Origin of the sequence: Methylobacterium sp. Leaf125 (assembly GCF_001423085.1) — a bacterium.
Taxonomy (GTDB): Bacteria; Pseudomonadota; Alphaproteobacteria; order Rhizobiales; family Beijerinckiaceae; genus Methylobacterium.
Map to the genome: position 1 here is coordinate 130,149 of NZ_LMNU01000048.1, position 15,569 is coordinate 145,717.

The window sequence follows — 15,569 nt, forward strand, 5'->3', positions numbered from 1 at the left end:
GGCCGATGTTGCATCCATAATTCGGTTGGCCCGAGGTTTGCTGGAGCCCTGTCACAGACACGGAGGGTTCATGACGGCTTCCTCGGTCCAACTCCGCCTGGACAGTATTCGCAAGTCATTTCCCGGCAAGGGCGGATCGGTGCCGGTTCTCGACGGACTGAGCTTCGACATCTTCGAACGCGACTTCGTCAGCATTATCGGGCCCAGCGGCTGCGGCAAGACGACGGTCTTCAACGTGATTGCCGGGCTGCTCGAACCCGACAGCGGGACGATGACGTTCCGCGGCGAGGTGGTGTCCGGGCTGCAGGGCCGGGTCGGCTACATGATGCAGAAGGACCTGCTCTTCCCCTGGCGGACGGTTCTGCAGAACGTGATGCTCGGCCTGGAGATGAAGGGCGTCGACCGGGCCCAGGCCCTCGACACGGCGCGAGAATACCTCTCGACCTTTGGGCTCTCGGGCTTCGAGAACGCCTATCCGAAGATGCTCTCCGGCGGCATGCGCCAGCGGACCGCCCTGATCCGGACCCTGATCATGGATCCCGACATCCTGCTGCTGGATGAGCCCTTCTCCGCCCTCGACTACCAGACGAGACTCTACCTCGAGGGGGTTCTGCTGGACGCGGTCGAGACCTTCCACAAGACCGTCGTCCTGGTGACGCACGATATCGACGAGGCCGTGGCCCTGTCCAAGCGCGTGGTCGTTCTCGGCAACCGTCCCACGACCGTGAAGTCCGTCCACGAGATCGGGCTCGATGCCCGATCGCCGATCGGCGCACGGAGCGATCCGCGCTTCTCGGACTACTTCCAGACCCTCTGTGGCGAACTCGAGATCCAGACCCGTCAGAGGGCTGCCTGATGGCGACGCAGACGCTGAAGTCCTCCCCGACCCTGAAGCCTGCGACGGCGACGGCGACGCGGCCGGCACGCGCGACGTCCGCGCGGTCCCGCCCAGGTCCGGGATCCCTCGCGCGGGCTGCGGACACGACCCTGGGGCGCGCCGTCATCCAACTTCTGGCCGTCGCGGCGTTCTTCCTGGCCTGGGAGGTCGCGGTCCGGGCCGGTTGGCTGACGGAATTCCTGGTCGGCGCCCCATCGGGCATCGGGCGGGTCTTCCTCGCTTCCCTGCTCGACGGGTCCTTGCCCGTCGACACCTGGTACACCGTGATCGAGGCGATCATCGGGTTCCTGATCGGCACCCTCCTGGGCTCGGTGGCCGGTCTCGGGCTGTGGTACTCGGCCTTCGTCGCCCGGCTCGTCGAGCCCTTCATCGTGGCGATCAACTCGGTGCCGAAGATCGCCCTGGCCCCGATCGTGATCCTGTGGTTCGGCACCGGATTCGTCTCAAAGGTGGCACTCGCGGTCTCCCTCACCGCCCTCGTCGCCCTGATCGCCGCCTATCAGGCCGCGCGCGACGCCGACCCCGACCTGCAGGCGCTGTTGGCCTCGATGGGCGCCTCGAAGAACCGCATCTTCAAGAGCGTGATCGTGCCCTCGACCCTGCCGGCCATCATCGGGATGTTCCGCATCAACATCGGCTTCGCCCTCGTGGGCGCGGTGGTCGGCGAGTTCATCTCATCCCAGCGCGGGCTCGGGCATCTGATCTACGCGGCCTCGAGCCTCTACGACCTCAACACGGTCTGGGTCGGCTTGTTCGTGCTGATGTTCGTGGGCTTCCTGCTCTACCACGTCATCGATTTCGCCGAGCGTCGCATCCTGCCCTGGCGCCAAGTCACCACGGCCGGGCAGGTCCAGGTCTGATCGCACCTCTCGCCAGGTCCGCCCGTGTCTCCGGCCCGTGCTTTCGCGCTGAATCGAGGCCGGGCGGGCGCAGCTGGATCCTGCCTCCATCGAACCTCCCGACCATCTTTCGAAGAAGGGCCTCTCGGATGATCCGCTGCAAGCGTCTGCGTCTCTCGACCACCCTGGCGGCGACCCTCGGGTTCGCCGGTCTCGCGACGCTGCCGGCCCGGGCGGCGGACAAGGTCACGATCTCGCAAGCCTTCCAGTCCATGCTCTACCTGCCGTTCTACGTCGCCATGGATGGTGGCTTCTTCGCGGGCGAAGGCGTCGAGGTCACGAAGGAGACGGCAGGCGCCCCCGCGGTCGCGCTCTCGGCCGTGATCTCGAAGAGCGCGCAATACTCGATCCACGGGCCCGAATGGACCGCGATCGCCGCTTCGAAGGGCGCCCCGGTCAACGTGGTGGCGAACGTGGTCAACGGGGCCGCCGTCTGGATCGCCACCGCGCCCGACGTGACCTTCAACGACGTGAAGGATCTGAAGGGCCAGAAGATCGTCACCGGGCTGATGCCGACCACGAGCACGTCGCTGTTCCTGAAGCTCTTGAAGGAGAGCGGGCTCAAGCCCGAGGACGTCGAGATGACACAGGTCCAGCTCGGCTCCGAGCCGGGGCCCCTCCTGGCCGGCCAGGCCAAGATCGCCGTGATGTACGAGCCCGGCCTGGACCAGGTCGTGGCCCGGGGCATGAAGGTCGTGCTGGGCTTTCCCGAGCGCTACGGACCTTACGCCTTCTCGGCCGTGAGCGCCCGCAAGGACGTCGATCCCGCCGTCACCCAGAAGGTCGTCACCGGACTGCAGAAGGCGATCCGCTTCATGCACGCCGAGCCCGAGAAGACCGTCGCCATCGCCAAGAAGCAGTTTCCCACCCTCGATCCGGCCGTTGTCGAGGCGGCCGTCAAGCGGATGATGCGGGAGAAGGTCTATCCGGACAGCGTCGACATCACGGCCGAAGCTCTCAAGACAGGCATGGAAACGCAGGTGGCGCTGGGCAACCTCTCGGCCCTGCCCGATTACGCGACCTTCGTGCGCCGCGACTTCATCGAGAAGAGCCTCGCGGCGAACTGACGGCGTGCATCCCCGGAGGCCGTGCCGCATCGGCGCGGCCTCCGCCCGCCCAACACAATGGACCCCCCGATGCTCAACCACCTCGGTCTCGTCGATGCCCTGCGGGCGTTCCGCGATGGGCGCGCGTCGCCCGGCGCCTACCTGGCGGCCTGCCATGAGGCGGCCCGCGCCCGCACCGATCTGGCCGCGTTCACCTTTCTGGTGCCGGAGCTCTCGGTGCCTGAGCTCACGGCGCAGGACGGTCCCTGGGGCGGCATCCCCGTCGGGGTCAAGGATATCATCGCCACCGCCGACATGCCGACCACGAACGGCTCGCCGATCTATGCCGATCGGGTGCCCGCCGCAGATGCCTGGACCGTCGCGCGCCTCAACGCCCTCGGGGCCTCGGTTCTCGGCAAGACGGTCTCCACCGAGTTCGCCTGGCGCCACCCGGGACCGACCCACAATCCCTGGAAGCGGGGCTTCACGCCTGGTGGGTCCTCCAGCGGCTCGGCCGCTGCCGTCGCGGCCGGGATCGTACCCCTCGCCCTCGGGACGCAGACCTTCGGATCGGTGATCCGACCGGCGGCCTATTGCGGCGTCGTCGGCTTCAAGCCGAGCTACGGTGCGATTCCGCGCACCGGCGTGCATCCCCTCGCCCCGTCTCTCGACCACGTCGGCCTGTTCACCCGCTCGGTGCGGGATGCCGCCTTCGCCCTGTCTCACTTGATCGGCCAGGATGACGCGGATCGGCATGGGCGCCCGCTGCCGGCCTTCGCCCTGGATCTGGACACGGAGCTCGCCCCGCGCGCCGCCCCGCGCCTGGCCTTGGTTCGGACGACGCTGTGGGATCGGGCCGAGCCGGAACAGCACACGATGCTCGAATCCGCGGCGGCGGCCTTCCGAACGGCCGGAGCGCAGGTGTCCGACCTGACGCTGCCGGTGGCCTTCGAGGGCCTCTGGGATTGCGCCCGCCTCCTCCTCGCTGCCGAGGCCAGCGCCTGCTTCGGGCCCCTCGTGGCCCGGTTCCCGGATCGGACGAGCCAGGTCCTCAAGGACCTCGTCGCGGAGGGGGCGCGGATCCCGGCCGTCGCCTATCTCGGCGCCCTGCACCAGCAGGCCGCGCTCCGGGCGGAACTCGATACCGTGCTCGCGGGCTACGACGCGGTCCTGACCCTGCCCGCCTCCGGGCCTGCCCCGGAAGGCTTGGCCTCGACCGGCGATCCTGCCTTCTGCGTGCCTTGGACCTGCCTCGGCGTTCCGGCCGTCGCCCTCCCGGCCGGAACGCACGAGGGTCTCCCGCTCGGGCTTCAGCTCGTTGGCCCCTACCGGACCGATCGCGCATTGCTCAGCACGGCTCTCTGGTGCGAGACGGCCCTCGCCCGTCCCCTCGCATTCCCCGCCCTTTGAAGGGCCGTCCTCGCGTCACCGGACCACTTTCCCATGCTCTCCCTCCTGTCGCTGCGAAAGCAGATCGATGCCGGATCCCTCACGCCGCGCGCAGCCATCGCACATGCGGAAGCCGCCATCACCGCCCATGAACCGGTCGTCAGGGCCATGGTCAGCCGACTGACCGACCCGATCGTGCCGGAGCGGGGGCCCCTCGCCGGCCTCGCCGTCGGCGTGAAGGACATCCTGGACACTGCGGACCTTCCGACGCAGATGGGCTCGACGATCTATGACGGCTGGCGCCCGCGCGCCGATGCGGCGGTCGTGGCACGCCTCAAGCGCCTCGGTGCCGTTCCCCTCGCCAAGACCACCACCACGGCCTTCGCCTTCCTCGACCCGACCGAGACGCGCAATCCGCGCCATCCCGGCCATACGCCGGGTGGGTCGTCGGCGGGCTCCGCCGCCGCGGTGGCCGCCGGGATGCTGCCTCTGGCCCTCGGCACCCAGACCGGAGGCTCGGTGATCCGCCCGGCCGCCTATTGCGGCGTCGTGGGAATGAAACCCTCCTTCGGACTGCTGCCGACGGTGGGGATGAAGTGTTTCTCCTGGACGCTCGACACGCTGGGCCTGTTCACCGCCGGCGTCGCGGATGCCGCCCATGCCCTCGCGCTGATGACGGGACGCCCCGGTCTCGACCTCTCCGCCGCCGACCCGGGCACCCCGCGGATCGGCGTCGTGCTGCCGGACTTCTGCGCCCCCGGGGAGCCCGAGGCCCTGGACGCCCTCGCGCGGGTGCGTGCCGCCATCGAGACCGCCGGAGCCCGCGTGCGCGACCTGGTCCTGCCCGCGGTCTTCGCCGAGGCCTTCGGCCTTCACGGCACGATCCAGGATTACGAGGCGGCCCAGTCCCTGGACTGGGAATACGCGACCCATCGCGCGGATCTCGGCCCGCTTCTGCGCGCGCATCTCGACGCCGCGCAAGCGGTCCGCCCCGCCGCCTACGACGCGGCACTGGCGGTGGCGGACCGCGCGCGGCGGCAACTGCCGGACTTCTTCGCCGCGTACGATCTCGACGTGATCCTGACGCTCTCGGCCCCCGGCCCGGCGCCGGAAGGCTATGCCAGCACGGGGGATTCCCGTTTCAACCGGCTCTGGACCCTCATGGGCGTCCCCTGCGTGACCGTGCCGGTGGGAAGTACCGCGGCGGGCCTGCCGCTGGGTGTGCAGGTGATCGCCCGCCTCGGCGACGATGCCCGCGCCATCCAGGCGGCCCATTTCGTCGAAACGCGAATGCGCGGCTAGGTTTCTCGCCAACGGGTTTTCCCGTTAGAGTAAGGGTGATAGTCCTGCGGAATACTTGATTGGCGTCGTTGATCTGCCGAAGCAGGGTAAGTCATTGGAGCTGTGATATTCGCACGATCTTCGCCGAGCCGCCGGCCTTATCGCAGGTCTGCTTAGGTCCCCCTCGCCGCTTCCTGTCCCTTTTCGGAAGGCGGCCAATCGAGACCGGACCAGTCGAATCCCGCTGGATCCGGTCGAGCGCGGACAGGCCGGTGGCGACCCGATTCGGACTTGGCGCCGATGGTCAAATCGCGCCGCCTACGGACGTCCTGCGATCGCTGCGACCCACCAAGGCGGCGATCGGGCCGTTCAAGTGTCGGGGCCGAACGATTTCGTGCACGCCATCGGTGAGGATGCGGGTGCCGATCGCGCCGAAGGCCAGTCCCAACAGAGCCTCCGTGGTACGCGCGAGCCGCGCCTGGATCCGCCGCACCGGTCCCGTAGAGACCAGCAGTGGGTAACCGCGGGTGATGAGGAGCGCGGAAGCGCAGCCGAGCACCTGCAACGGGGTCAGACCGGCACCGTAGAGGAAGGCCGCGACGGAGGCAGAGGCCGCGGCGGCCTTCGGGTTGGAGAAGGTGATGCGCAGGCCGTGCCGCCAATCGGCAAGGGGCGTCTGGCCTGCCCCTGAAACGTGGTTCTCCCGATAGATATGGCTTCGAGCCACCGACGATGCACGACCTTCAAACCTGCGCCGTCGGGTACGTCGTCGTCGAAATCGCACCCGTTAAGGGATCAGGCGCCCGCGCCGCTGGGGCTCGCCACCGGCACATCCGTGGCCTGAGCCTCCTCCCCCTGGAGCGACGGTTAGTGGGGGCGCGCCGTCTGCAGGCCCGGTACGGCTCCGAGGAGATCGCGCGTGTAGGCGTGCTCCGGAGCGCGGAACAGCTCGGCGGTGGGACGCATCTCGACGATGCTGCCGCGATGCATCACGGCGATGCGGTCGCAGATCTTGGCGGCGACGCGCAGGTCGTGGGTGATGAACAGCATCGCGAGGTTCAGGCGTTGCTTGAGGTCTTCCAGGAGATCCAGCACCTGCGCCTGGACCGAGACGTCGAGGGCCGAGACCGCCTCGTCGGCCACCAGCACGTCGGGCTCCATGGCCAGCGCCCGGGCGATGCCGATACGCTGGCGCTGGCCGCCGGAGAAGGCGTTGGGGTAGCGCTCGGCTGCGCTCGCCGAGAGGCCCACGAGGTCGAGGAGGTCGCGGGCCCGAGCGCGGGCCTCCCGCGCGGGCGTGCCGTGCGCGATCGGTCCGGCGGTGATGATCTGCTCGACGGTGCGGCGCGGGTTCAGGGACGCGAAGGGGTCCTGGAAGATCATCTGGATGCGCTTGCGCTCGGTCCGCAGGGCGCGGGGGGGCAGCGCCGTGTAGTCGAGGCTACCGAGGCGCACCGTGCCCCGGTCGGGCTCGATCAGCCGGATCGCGAGGCGGGCGGTGGTGGACTTGCCCGAGCCGGATTCACCCACGAGGCCGAGGGTCTCCCCGCGGCGGACGTCGAAGGCCACCGCCTTGACCGCCGCGACCACGCGCGGCTTGCCGAACAGGCCGGTGCGAGTCTCGTAAGTCTTGGTCAGGCCGATGGCCGAGAGAGCGAGCGGCTCGGTCGCACGGGAGGCGCGCGCCGGCGGTACCAGGCTCGGCACCGCGGCGAGCAGGGCCTGGGTGTAGGGGTGCTGCGGGTCCCGCAGGACGGCCGCGGCGCTGCCCTGCTCCACCAGCCGGCCGCGCTGGAGCACGGCGACGTGGTCGGCGATGTCGGCCACCACGCCGAAATCGTGGGTGATGAACAGGACACTCATGCCCCGGCGCTGCTGCAACTCCCGGATCAGCTTGAGAATCTGAGCCTGGGTGGTGACGTCTAGGGCCGTGGTCGGCTCGTCGGCGACGAGGATCGAGGGTTCGAGGGCGAGCGCCATGGCGATCATTGCGCGCTGGCGCTGGCCGCCGGAGAGCTGGTGCGGGTAGGCCCGCACGATCTGGGCCGGGTCGGGCAAGCCGACCTCGGTCGCGAGGGCGATCGCCCGGGCCCTGCGCTCGGCCGGGGTGAGGAGACCGTGTGCCTCAAACATCTCGGCGATCTGGTCGCCGATGCGCATGACCGGGTTGAGCGCCGTCATCGGCTCCTGGAAGACCATGGCGATGCGGCGACCGCGCAAGCCGCGCCAGCCGCGCTCGCCCAGGGTGAGGAGATCCTGGCCCTCGAACAGGATCTCCCCGCCGACCGGCTTCAGCGCCCGGGGCAGGAGGCCGGTGAGCGCGTAGGCGCTCATCGACTTGCCCGAGCCCGACTCGCCGACGACGCAGAGGATCTTGCCCGGCATCAGGTCGAGGGAGAGGTCCTCGACGGCGTGGGGCCGGTCCGAGCCCTTCGGCAGCGCCAGGGTGAGATTCCGGATGCGGACGACGGGCTCGGTCATGCTCAGGCTCCCTTGAGGGTGGCGCGCCGGGCGAGCACCGCCGGTCCGGTCTCCGCGAGGTCCCAGTACAGGCCCGCCATCAGCATCAGCGCCTCGCGCGAGGGCGGCCCGAGCAGGTGCTCGTCGGGTCCGTGCTGGAGACAGGCCGGATAGGAATGGGGCACCCACAGGGTGGGCAGCCCGAGGATCTCCGAGAAGGCGTCGTTGGGCAGGGACCCGCCGAGGTTCGGCAGCAGGGCCGGCCGCTTGCCGGTGCTCGCGGCGATCGAATCCAGCGCCCAGGTGACCCACGGGTCCTCGACGGGAAGCCGGGTGGCGCGGAACACCTCGGTCCGGGCGGCGCGGACCGTGACCATGGGATAGCCGTGCGCATCGAGATGGGCGCGCAGTGCCGGCAGGATGCCCTCCCAATCGGTGCCGACGACGAAGCGCAGCTGCAGGGTTGCCTTGGCGGTGGGCGGCACGGCGTTGAGGGGGCCGTCCGGGTCGCCGGTCTTGAAGGCCAGCACCTCGAGGGTGTTCCAGGCAAAGACCCGCTCGGCGGCGCTGAGGCCGGGCTCGCCCCAATCCGTATCGATCGTCGGCGCGGTCGGGTCGGTGCCGACGGTGATGTCGGCGAGCGCTGCGCGCACGGTGTCGGGGATCGCGGGCGGCCGCAGGGCGTCGAGGAGGATCCTGCCGCGTCCGTCGACGAGGGTCGCGATGGCGTTGGCCAGCACCGTGCCGGGATTGCGCAGGAGGCCGCCCCAGTTGCCCGAATGGTGGCTGCCTTCGCGGAGATCCAGCAGCATCTCGAAGGTGTAGCCGCCGCGCGAGCCGAGAAAGACGGTCGGGCGCTCGGCGCTGACCCGCGGTCCGTCCGAGGCGATGAGCACGTCGGCCTTCAGGGCCTCGGCTTCGGCGCGGCAGATCTCGCGCAGGCCCGGCGAGCCGGATTCCTCGCCCATCTCGACCAGAAGCTTGGTGTTGAAGCCGAGGCGTCCGTCCCGCGCCGCCATCACGGCCGCCAGCGCGCCGAGGTTGAGGATGTGCTGGCCCTTGTTGTCGGCGGTGCCGCGCCCGTACCAGCGCTCGCCCTCGATGGTGATGGTCCAGGGGGCGAGCCCGTCGCGCCACTGCTCGGGATAGCCGCGCACGGTGTCGCCGTGCCCGTACATCAGCACCGTGGGCAGGTCGGATCCCTCGTGGCGCTCGGCGATGAGGAAAGGGCCGTGCGTGCCGTCCGGGTTGTCGAGGATACGGCTGGTGAAGCCGAGCGGCGCGATCAGCGGGACGAGGAACTCGTCGAGGTAGGCGCGCAGTTTCGGCAGTTGGCCGGGGGCCTGACTCTCGGTGGGACGGGCGACGGCCTCCTGCAGGACCTGGAGGAAAGCGCCCTCGTCGTAGTGGCGCGCGGCGCGCGCGATCGCATCGTGTCGGGACATGGACTCACTCGATCTCGGTGACGGGTCGGTGGGAGGGGCGCTCAGCGCCGCCCCTCGGGGGCGGTGACGTCGCGGATGCCGTCGCCGAGCAGGTTGATCGCCAGGACGAGGACCAGGAGGGCGACGCCCGGGATGGTGATGACCCAGGGCTGGAAGAACATGTACGGCTTGCCCTCGGCGATCATCAGGCCCCAGGACGGCAGGGGCGGCTGGACGCCGAGGCCGAGGAAGGACAGGGCGGCCTCGAGCAGGATGGCGTGGGCCATCTCCAGGGTCGCCACCACGATGAGCGCGTTGAGGATGTTCGGCAGCACCTCCTGGAACAGGATGCGGGCCGGGGAAAAGCCCGTGGCGCGCGCCGCCGCGATGAAATCCTGGTCGCGGATCTGCCGGGTCGCCGCGCGGGTGACCACGGCGAAGCGGTCCCAGAGCAGGAAGCCGAGCACCAGGACCACGACCTTCAGGGAGCCGCCCACCAGGGAGGCCATGGCGAGGGCCACCAGCACCACCGGCATGGCGAGCCGCGTGGTCACGACGTAGCTCACCACCGCGTCGACCCGGCCGCCGAAATAGCCGGCACAGATGCCCAGCGTCGTGCCGATCATGCCCGAGATGGCGGCGGCCGCGATCCCGATCAGGAGCGAGATCTGGCTGCCGTAGATCAGGCGGCTGAGGTAGTCGCGCCCGAGCTTGTCGGTACCCAGCACGTGTTCCCAGGTGCCCTTCTGTTGCCAGATCGGCGGGATCAGGCGGCGGGAGACGTCCTGGGCATAGGGATCGTGGGGGGCGATCAGGGGCGCGGCGAGGGCGCAGAGCAGGATGATCCCGAGGATGCCGGCACCGATGAGGAAGCCGCCATGGTGAAGGCCGCGCCGGAGGGCCAGGGCGGTGGGCGAGCGGGCGGCGGGCAGCGAGGCCGCAGCGTCGGTCGGACCGGTCATGGGCGTCTCCGGAAGGCCGGCGCGGAGCGGGGATACGGATGGCTGGAGGGTCATTGGCGCAGCCGGGGATCGAGGGCGGCATTGAGGAGGTCGGCGGCCAGCGTCAGGGCGATGTAGATCATCGCCAGAACCAGCACGATCGCCTGCACCACGGGGAAGTCGTTGCGGGCGATCGACTCCCAGGCGAGCTGGCCCAGCCCCTGGAGCGAGAACACCGCCTCGATCACGATGGAGCCCCCGAGCATGAAGCCGAACTGGACGGCGGCGAGCGCGATCACCGGAATGACGGCGTTGCGCAGGGCATGCCGGATCAGGATTTTCCGCGGGGGCAGGCCCTTGGCCCGGGCGGTGCGGACATAGTCCGAGGCCAGCACCTCGAGCATGCCGTTGCGGGTGAGCCGCATCACCGCCGGCATGGCGTAGTAGCCCAAAGCGACGGCCGGCAGCACGAAGTGCTTCCAGGTCGTGTTGCCGGAGACCGGCAGCCAGCGCAGGTTCACCGAGAAGATCATGATCAGGGTCAGGCCGAACCAGAAGCTCGGCATCGCCTGGCCCAGCACCGAGACCGAGAGGGCGGCCCGGTCGATCCAGGTGTCGCGCTTGACCGCGGCGAGCACCCCGAGGGGGATCGCCACGAAGAGCGCGACCGCCAGCGCCACCACGCCGAGGAACAGGGTGATCGGCAGGCGGGCGGCCAGCAGGTCGATCACACGTTCGCGGAAATAGAACGAATTGCCGAAATCGAGCTGGATCGCGCGCCCCGCCCAGGCGACGAACTGCGCCAGGAGGGGCTGGTTGAGCCCGTACTGGACGCGGATCGCCTCCACTTGCACGGAGGTCGCCTCCGGCCCCGCGATGGCGGTGGCGAGGTCGCCGGAGAGGTGCAGCAGCATGAAACTCGCCACCGACACCGTCACGGCGACCGCGAGGGCCACGAGACTTCGTTGGATCATGAACCTGAGCATGGTCCGGCTCCCTCGCTCGATGTTGGCGGTCGGTTCGGCGTCAGGGACCGGCCGTCACTTCCACTGGGCCGCGTAGAAGCGCGGCAGCTCGTCGGGCTGCGCCGTGAAGGTCAGGTCCGAGGTGAAGGCGTAGTTCGTCGAGTAGGAGAACAGCGGCAGGGCATAGGCCTGGCCCGCAATGCGCGTCAGGGCTTCGGCGTACTTCACCTTCCGCACGGCCGGATCGGTGGCCCCGTCCCCGGCCTGGAGGGCCGCGATGGTCTCGGGATCCTTGGTCAGGTCCTCGTCGCCGCCGCGGAAGTAGACGCCGGTGAAGGCCGAGACGTCGAGCACCGAAAACGAGCCCCAGGTCTGGAAGGCGATCGAGACCTTGCCGCCGCGGATCAGGTCGCGCAGGGCGGCGTAGCGCAGGTAGTTCAGCCGCGCCTTGATGCCCACCGCGCGCAGGTAGCCGATCACCGCCTCCGCGTAGTCGCGCTCGCGGTAGGCTCCGAGGTCGATCTCGAAGCCATCCGGGTAGCCGGCCTCCTTCAGGAGCGCCTTGGCCTTGGCCGGGTCGTAGGCGTAGCGCGGAACGCCTTCGTCGGTGCAGCCGAACTGATCGATGAAGCAGGCGGCGTTCATCACCCGGCTGCCGCCGCGCACCAGGTTGTCGACCATGGCCTTGCGGTCGATGGCGTAGGAGATCGCTTGGCGCACGCGCGCGTCCTTGAGGGGCGAGTTGGCGGCGGCCCGTCCAAGGGTGTCGAACTGCAGGAAGCCGACCCGCATGGTCTCGGCGCTGAGCACGGTGACGTTCGGGGCGGCCTTCAGCTGGTCGGCTTGGTCGCTCGGCACCCGCCAGATCCAGTCGATTCCGCCGGTGACGAGTTCGGCCATGCGGCTGTCGGCGTCTGGGATGACGCGGAATTCGAGCTTGCCGATCTTCGCCGAACCGATCGGGCTGCCGGGCCAGTACTTGGCGAAGCGTTCCATTTTCACGCCGCGCCCGTTCTCCACCGCGGTGACGCGGTAGGGGCCGGTGCCCACGGGCGCCTTGGCGAAGCCGTCGAGGCCAACTTTCTTGAAGTAGGCCGCGGGGAAGATCGGGGTCGGGCCGGCCAGGTATTCGAGTGCTGCCGGGAACGCCGTCTTCAGGTGGATGCGGACCGTATGCGAATCGACGACCTCGGTCGATTTCATCCAGTCGACGTTCTGCTTCGTCACCGTGCGGGCGTCCGGCGTCAGCACGTAGTTGAAGGTGAAGGCCACGTCCTCGGGGCCGAAGGCGTCGCCGTTGTGGAAGGTCACGCCCTCGCGCAGGGTCAGCTCGAGGGTGACAGGATCGATCCATGTCCAGGCGGTGGCCAGCATCGGCTGGTAGGTGCCGGTCTTCGGATCGCGGTAGATCAGCGTGTCCCAGACGTTGCGAGCCAGGACGACGCCCTCGCGGGCGCTGTTGTGATAGGGGCTGACATTCTCCGGCTCCGTGTCGGAGGCGTAGACCAAGGTGTCGTTGGCCTTGCCGGCGAATGCGGGCGCGCTCGGCGCCAGCATCAGCAGGGTGAGCGCAGCGCGCAGCGCGGAGCCGTGTCGCGCTCCAGTCTCATTCGCCATGATCCGGTTCCTCTCAGCGCTGGCATGAGCCGGCGAAGCCGTGACCGCTCCGTCCTGCCACTTTTTTAGCCCTGCCATGGTGTTGTGCAATTAACATCGCAACAAGTAGAATTTTGCGATTGCTGCCGTGCCGATTCAGCAACGGATAGCGACGGTTTCACCGACGGAGAGAGGCCATGCAGAGTGCGAGTCTGCGTTACTTCCTAGCCGTCGCCCGCACGGGCTCGATTGCTGCCGCCTCGACACAGCTGAACGTCGCGGCGTCCGCGATCAGCCGGCAGATCGCCAATCTCGAGGCCGAACTCGGCTGTATTCTGTTCGAGCGCCGCCCGCGCGGCATGGTGCCGAGTCCCGCGGGCGAGCTCCTGTCGGCGCACGCACACCAGACCCTGATGCGGGCCGAGCAGGTGGCGGCCGAGATTCAGGAGTTGCAGGGTCTGGCCCGCGGCTTCATCCGGGTCGCGACGTCGGAGGGCTTCGCCCTCGACCTGTTGCCGAACGCCATCGCGGAGTTCCACGCCGTCCATCCGGGCATCCGCTTCGAGGTGCAGATGCTGCCGCCGGCCCAAGTCACGCAGGTGGTGGCGGCGGGCGACGCCGATATCGGCATCACCTTCGCCATGGCGCCATCGAGCCTCGTGTCGGTCGTCTATGACAACGCGGTCGAGATGGTCGCGCTCAGCGCCCCCGATCACCCCCTCGCGCGCCAGCCCGCGATCCAGCTCACGGACCTGCGGGCCTATCCGGTCGCGGTGCCGACCCTCGATACCACGGCTCGCCGGGTCTTCGACGCGGCCTGCCTGGCGGAAGGGATCACCATTGAGCCGACCCTGACGGCCAACGTGCTCTCGGCCCTGCTGCCCTTCGTCCGCCGGACGAAGGGATTGGCGCTGATGTCGGCGCTGACGGTGCAGACTCCGGTGCGTCTCGGCGAACTCGTCTGCATCCCGGTGCGCGCCCGAGCGAGCCTTATGCGCGGCATCCAGGTCCAGGTCATGCGCGACCGCAAGCTGCCACATGCCGTGCAGGCGTTCCTGCGCCAGCTCATCGCTGCGCTGCCGCAGGCGGGGCGCGCAACAATCTGATCAGGCCTGGAGCGGCGGGACCTGACCGGTTGTCCCGCGACCCCGATCCCGCGCACGTCCGGTCTGACCAGCGCCCCATGGGCGACGTCCGCGGCCTAGCCGCCGAGAGCCTCGGTGCGGCGCCGGCCCGGGTCCGTTTTGCCAGGAGGCCGGGGCGAAGGCTGGCCGTTCTGACCTCCACCCATCCGGGTCCCAGGGCCGGCGGGGGGGACGACCGAAACGGGTCGACCCGCGCGGTCACGCGCATCGCGCGCAGCAGGGACGTTGTCAGCGATACCGATTGGGAAGACCGTCTCGTCCGAGGGTCCTGAGACCGAGCTGCTGAAGGTTTCGCGAATAAGTTTGTTTCTCGGTCTAATCTTGTGCCTAGCTCGAAAAGTGCCTGGAGTTCTGGGGTGTCGAGGAAATCCAGCGCCCCGCGCGGATTCCCGTCGCTGAGACCAAGGTGCGACCCCGCCACACGATAGCTTCGATCCGCCGCCCAAGGGGTGCGGGGGGGGGGGAGTCGTGTGCCGGCTGACGCCGAGCCAGCGAGACGGGGCGTCTCCCCCTGCCCGTCCCTGTCAGCGTGCCGGGTTGCGTGCCCGAACGATCCACGCCGCGCCGTCGATCATCACCGACCGCGCGCCGGGGCGGTTCGCGAAGGCGGCCCGGACTGCGGTCAAAGCGCGGGCGCGGATGTCGTCGGGCTGATCCGCGAGCGCGCGCGACAAGGGGCCGACCTTGGATGCCATCTCCACCGCGTCGTCGATCGCCGCGTCCCACGTCTCGCCCTCGCCGTACGGGATAGACGCATCGAAGGGCGCGATCGCGATCTCGGTGAAGCCGGCCGCCGATAGGATACGCTCCACCCGACCCCGGTCGCCAAACGAGAAAGGGCCGGGCGCCTCGGCATCGGGCTGCTCAGTCGGCTGGACGATGCCCTTGATCGCGCCCATCGGCAGGCGCACCCAATCGTTCTCGGCCGCCCCGCGCCAGCAGACGAACGCGACCCGCCTGCCCGGCCGGAGCGCGCGGCGCATATGGGAGAACGCCCCGGTCGGCTCGTCGAAGAACATCACGCCGAAACGCGAGAAGAGGATGTCGAACGCCCCCTGGGGCAGCGCCGCGCTGCCGGCGTCCGCCACCTGGAACAGGGCCGGAATCTCCTGTGGTGCAAGCGTGCGCGCGCGGTCGATCAGTGCTTCGGAAATGTCCACGCCCAGCACTTGGCCCCCCGCGCCGACGCGGGCGGCCAAAGCCAGGCTCGACGCGCCCGCGCCGCAGCCGACGTCCAGCACGCACTCATCTGTCCCGGGCGCGGCGGCTTCGATCGCGGCCTCGCCGAACACCGCCAGCATAGCGTCGAGCCGTGACTGGTATGCGACCCAGCGCTCCCCGCTTCGGCCATTCCAATCGGCGATCTGATCGGCATTTCGCTCGGCCATGCCTGATCCTTTTTCAGAGCCAAGGGTACATGTCGAATCTGATAGTGCCCTACAGATCGGCTGCACAAGACAAAAGAAAGTCTAGCGATGCGCGTTCGTCGCGCTCAGGCCGCGGAAAGCCGACATCCCTCCGCGAC

At 69.3% G+C, this 15,569-nt stretch carries 13 protein-coding genes; 6 read left to right on the plus strand and 7 right to left on the minus strand.

Translation table 11 applies throughout. The annotated features are described in order from the left end of the window. Positions 1–70: 70 nt before the first annotated feature. From ASF58_RS23540 to ASF58_RS23560, 5 genes are all read left to right on the plus strand, one after another. A complete protein-coding gene (locus ASF58_RS23540) occupies positions 71–856 on the plus strand; it encodes an ABC transporter ATP-binding protein (protein WP_055958499.1) in 786 nt (261 codons plus the stop codon). Continuing rightward, entirely contained in the window at positions 856–1,758 is a 903-nt protein-coding gene (locus tag ASF58_RS23545; protein ID WP_055958502.1) for an ABC transporter permease, read from the plus strand. Before ASF58_RS23540 ends, ASF58_RS23545 begins: the two co-directional genes overlap by 1 nt. Before the next feature lie 128 nt (positions 1,759–1,886). Continuing rightward, positions 1,887–2,864, plus strand: coding sequence for an ABC transporter substrate-binding protein (locus ASF58_RS23550; protein WP_055958505.1), 978 nt, complete (start codon positions 1,887–1,889; stop codon positions 2,862–2,864). A gap of 69 nt (positions 2,865–2,933) precedes the next feature. After that, a complete protein-coding gene (locus ASF58_RS23555; protein WP_055958508.1) occupies positions 2,934–4,253 on the plus strand; it encodes an amidase in 1,320 nt (439 codons plus the stop codon). A 33-nt stretch (positions 4,254–4,286) separates the two neighbouring features. Then, entirely contained in the window at positions 4,287–5,534 is a 1,248-nt protein-coding gene (locus ASF58_RS23560) for an amidase (protein WP_055958511.1), read from the plus strand. Positions 5,535–5,817: 283 nt separating this feature from the next. Here ASF58_RS23560 and ASF58_RS23565 read toward each other — a convergent pair whose 3' ends face one another. The 6 genes from ASF58_RS23565 to ASF58_RS23590 all read right to left on the minus strand — a co-directional run bounded on the left by ASF58_RS23565 (position 5,818) and on the right by ASF58_RS23590 (position 12,860). Next, entirely contained in the window at positions 5,818–6,240 is a 423-nt protein-coding gene (locus ASF58_RS23565; RefSeq protein WP_055958513.1) for a hypothetical protein, read from the minus strand. Between the two features lie 140 nt (positions 6,241–6,380). Then, positions 6,381–7,994, minus strand: a complete 1,614-nt coding sequence (locus ASF58_RS23570; RefSeq protein ID WP_055958516.1) for an ABC transporter ATP-binding protein — start codon at positions 7,992–7,994, stop codon at positions 6,381–6,383. A gap of 2 nt (positions 7,995–7,996) precedes the next feature. After that, a complete protein-coding gene (locus ASF58_RS23575) occupies positions 7,997–9,418 on the minus strand; it encodes a M20 family metallopeptidase (RefSeq protein WP_055958519.1) in 1,422 nt (473 codons plus the stop codon). A gap of 41 nt (positions 9,419–9,459) precedes the next feature. After that, positions 9,460–10,359: an ABC transporter permease gene (locus ASF58_RS23580; protein ID WP_055958522.1), complete on the minus strand. Its 900-nt coding sequence runs from the start codon at positions 10,357–10,359 to the stop codon at positions 9,460–9,462. A 50-nt stretch (positions 10,360–10,409) separates the two neighbouring features. After that, entirely contained in the window at positions 10,410–11,324 is a 915-nt protein-coding gene (locus tag ASF58_RS23585) for an ABC transporter permease (RefSeq protein ID WP_055958525.1), read from the minus strand. Between the two features lie 54 nt (positions 11,325–11,378). Continuing rightward, positions 11,379–12,860: an ABC transporter substrate-binding protein gene (locus ASF58_RS23590; protein ID WP_055958783.1), complete on the minus strand. Its 1,482-nt coding sequence runs from the start codon at positions 12,858–12,860 to the stop codon at positions 11,379–11,381. Positions 12,861–13,096: 236 nt separating this feature from the next. Here ASF58_RS23590 and ASF58_RS23595 point away from each other — a divergent pair, with 236 nt between their 5' ends. Further along, positions 13,097–14,005 carry a LysR family transcriptional regulator gene (locus tag ASF58_RS23595; RefSeq protein WP_055958528.1) on the plus strand — a complete coding sequence of 303 codons (909 nt, stop codon included), beginning with the start codon at positions 13,097–13,099 and terminating at the stop codon, positions 14,003–14,005. A gap of 563 nt (positions 14,006–14,568) precedes the next feature. On the opposite strand, the gene ASF58_RS23600 is transcribed toward ASF58_RS23595, so the two are convergent. After that, positions 14,569–15,432: a class I SAM-dependent methyltransferase gene (locus tag ASF58_RS23600; RefSeq protein WP_055958531.1), complete on the minus strand. Its 864-nt coding sequence runs from the start codon at positions 15,430–15,432 to the stop codon at positions 14,569–14,571. Positions 15,433–15,569: the final 137 nt, after the last annotated feature.

Coding starts and splice junctions, on each gene's coding strand:
- ASF58_RS23540 (WP_055958499.1), top strand. CDS start 71: ATGACGGCTTCCTCGGTCCAACTCCGCCTGGACAGTATTCGCAAGTCA.
- ASF58_RS23545 (WP_055958502.1), top strand. CDS start 856: ATGGCGACGCAGACGCTGAAGTCCTCCCCGACCCTGAAGCCTGCGACG.
- ASF58_RS23550 (WP_055958505.1), top strand. CDS start 1,887: ATGATCCGCTGCAAGCGTCTGCGTCTCTCGACCACCCTGGCGGCGACC.
- ASF58_RS23555 (WP_055958508.1), top strand. CDS start 2,934: ATGCTCAACCACCTCGGTCTCGTCGATGCCCTGCGGGCGTTCCGCGAT.
- ASF58_RS23560 (WP_055958511.1), top strand. CDS start 4,287: ATGCTCTCCCTCCTGTCGCTGCGAAAGCAGATCGATGCCGGATCCCTC.
- ASF58_RS23570 (WP_055958516.1), bottom strand. CDS start 7,994: ATGACCGAGCCCGTCGTCCGCATCCGGAATCTCACCCTGGCGCTGCCG.
- ASF58_RS23575 (WP_055958519.1), bottom strand. CDS start 9,418: ATGTCCCGACACGATGCGATCGCGCGCGCCGCGCGCCACTACGACGAG.
- ASF58_RS23580 (WP_055958522.1), bottom strand. CDS start 10,359: ATGACCGGTCCGACCGACGCTGCGGCCTCGCTGCCCGCCGCCCGCTCG.
- ASF58_RS23585 (WP_055958525.1), bottom strand. CDS start 11,324: ATGCTCAGGTTCATGATCCAACGAAGTCTCGTGGCCCTCGCGGTCGCC.
- ASF58_RS23590 (WP_055958783.1), bottom strand. CDS start 12,860: ATGCTGGCGCCGAGCGCGCCCGCATTCGCCGGCAAGGCCAACGACACC.
- ASF58_RS23595 (WP_055958528.1), top strand. CDS start 13,097: ATGCAGAGTGCGAGTCTGCGTTACTTCCTAGCCGTCGCCCGCACGGGC.
- ASF58_RS23600 (WP_055958531.1), bottom strand. CDS start 15,432: ATGGCCGAGCGAAATGCCGATCAGATCGCCGATTGGAATGGCCGAAGC.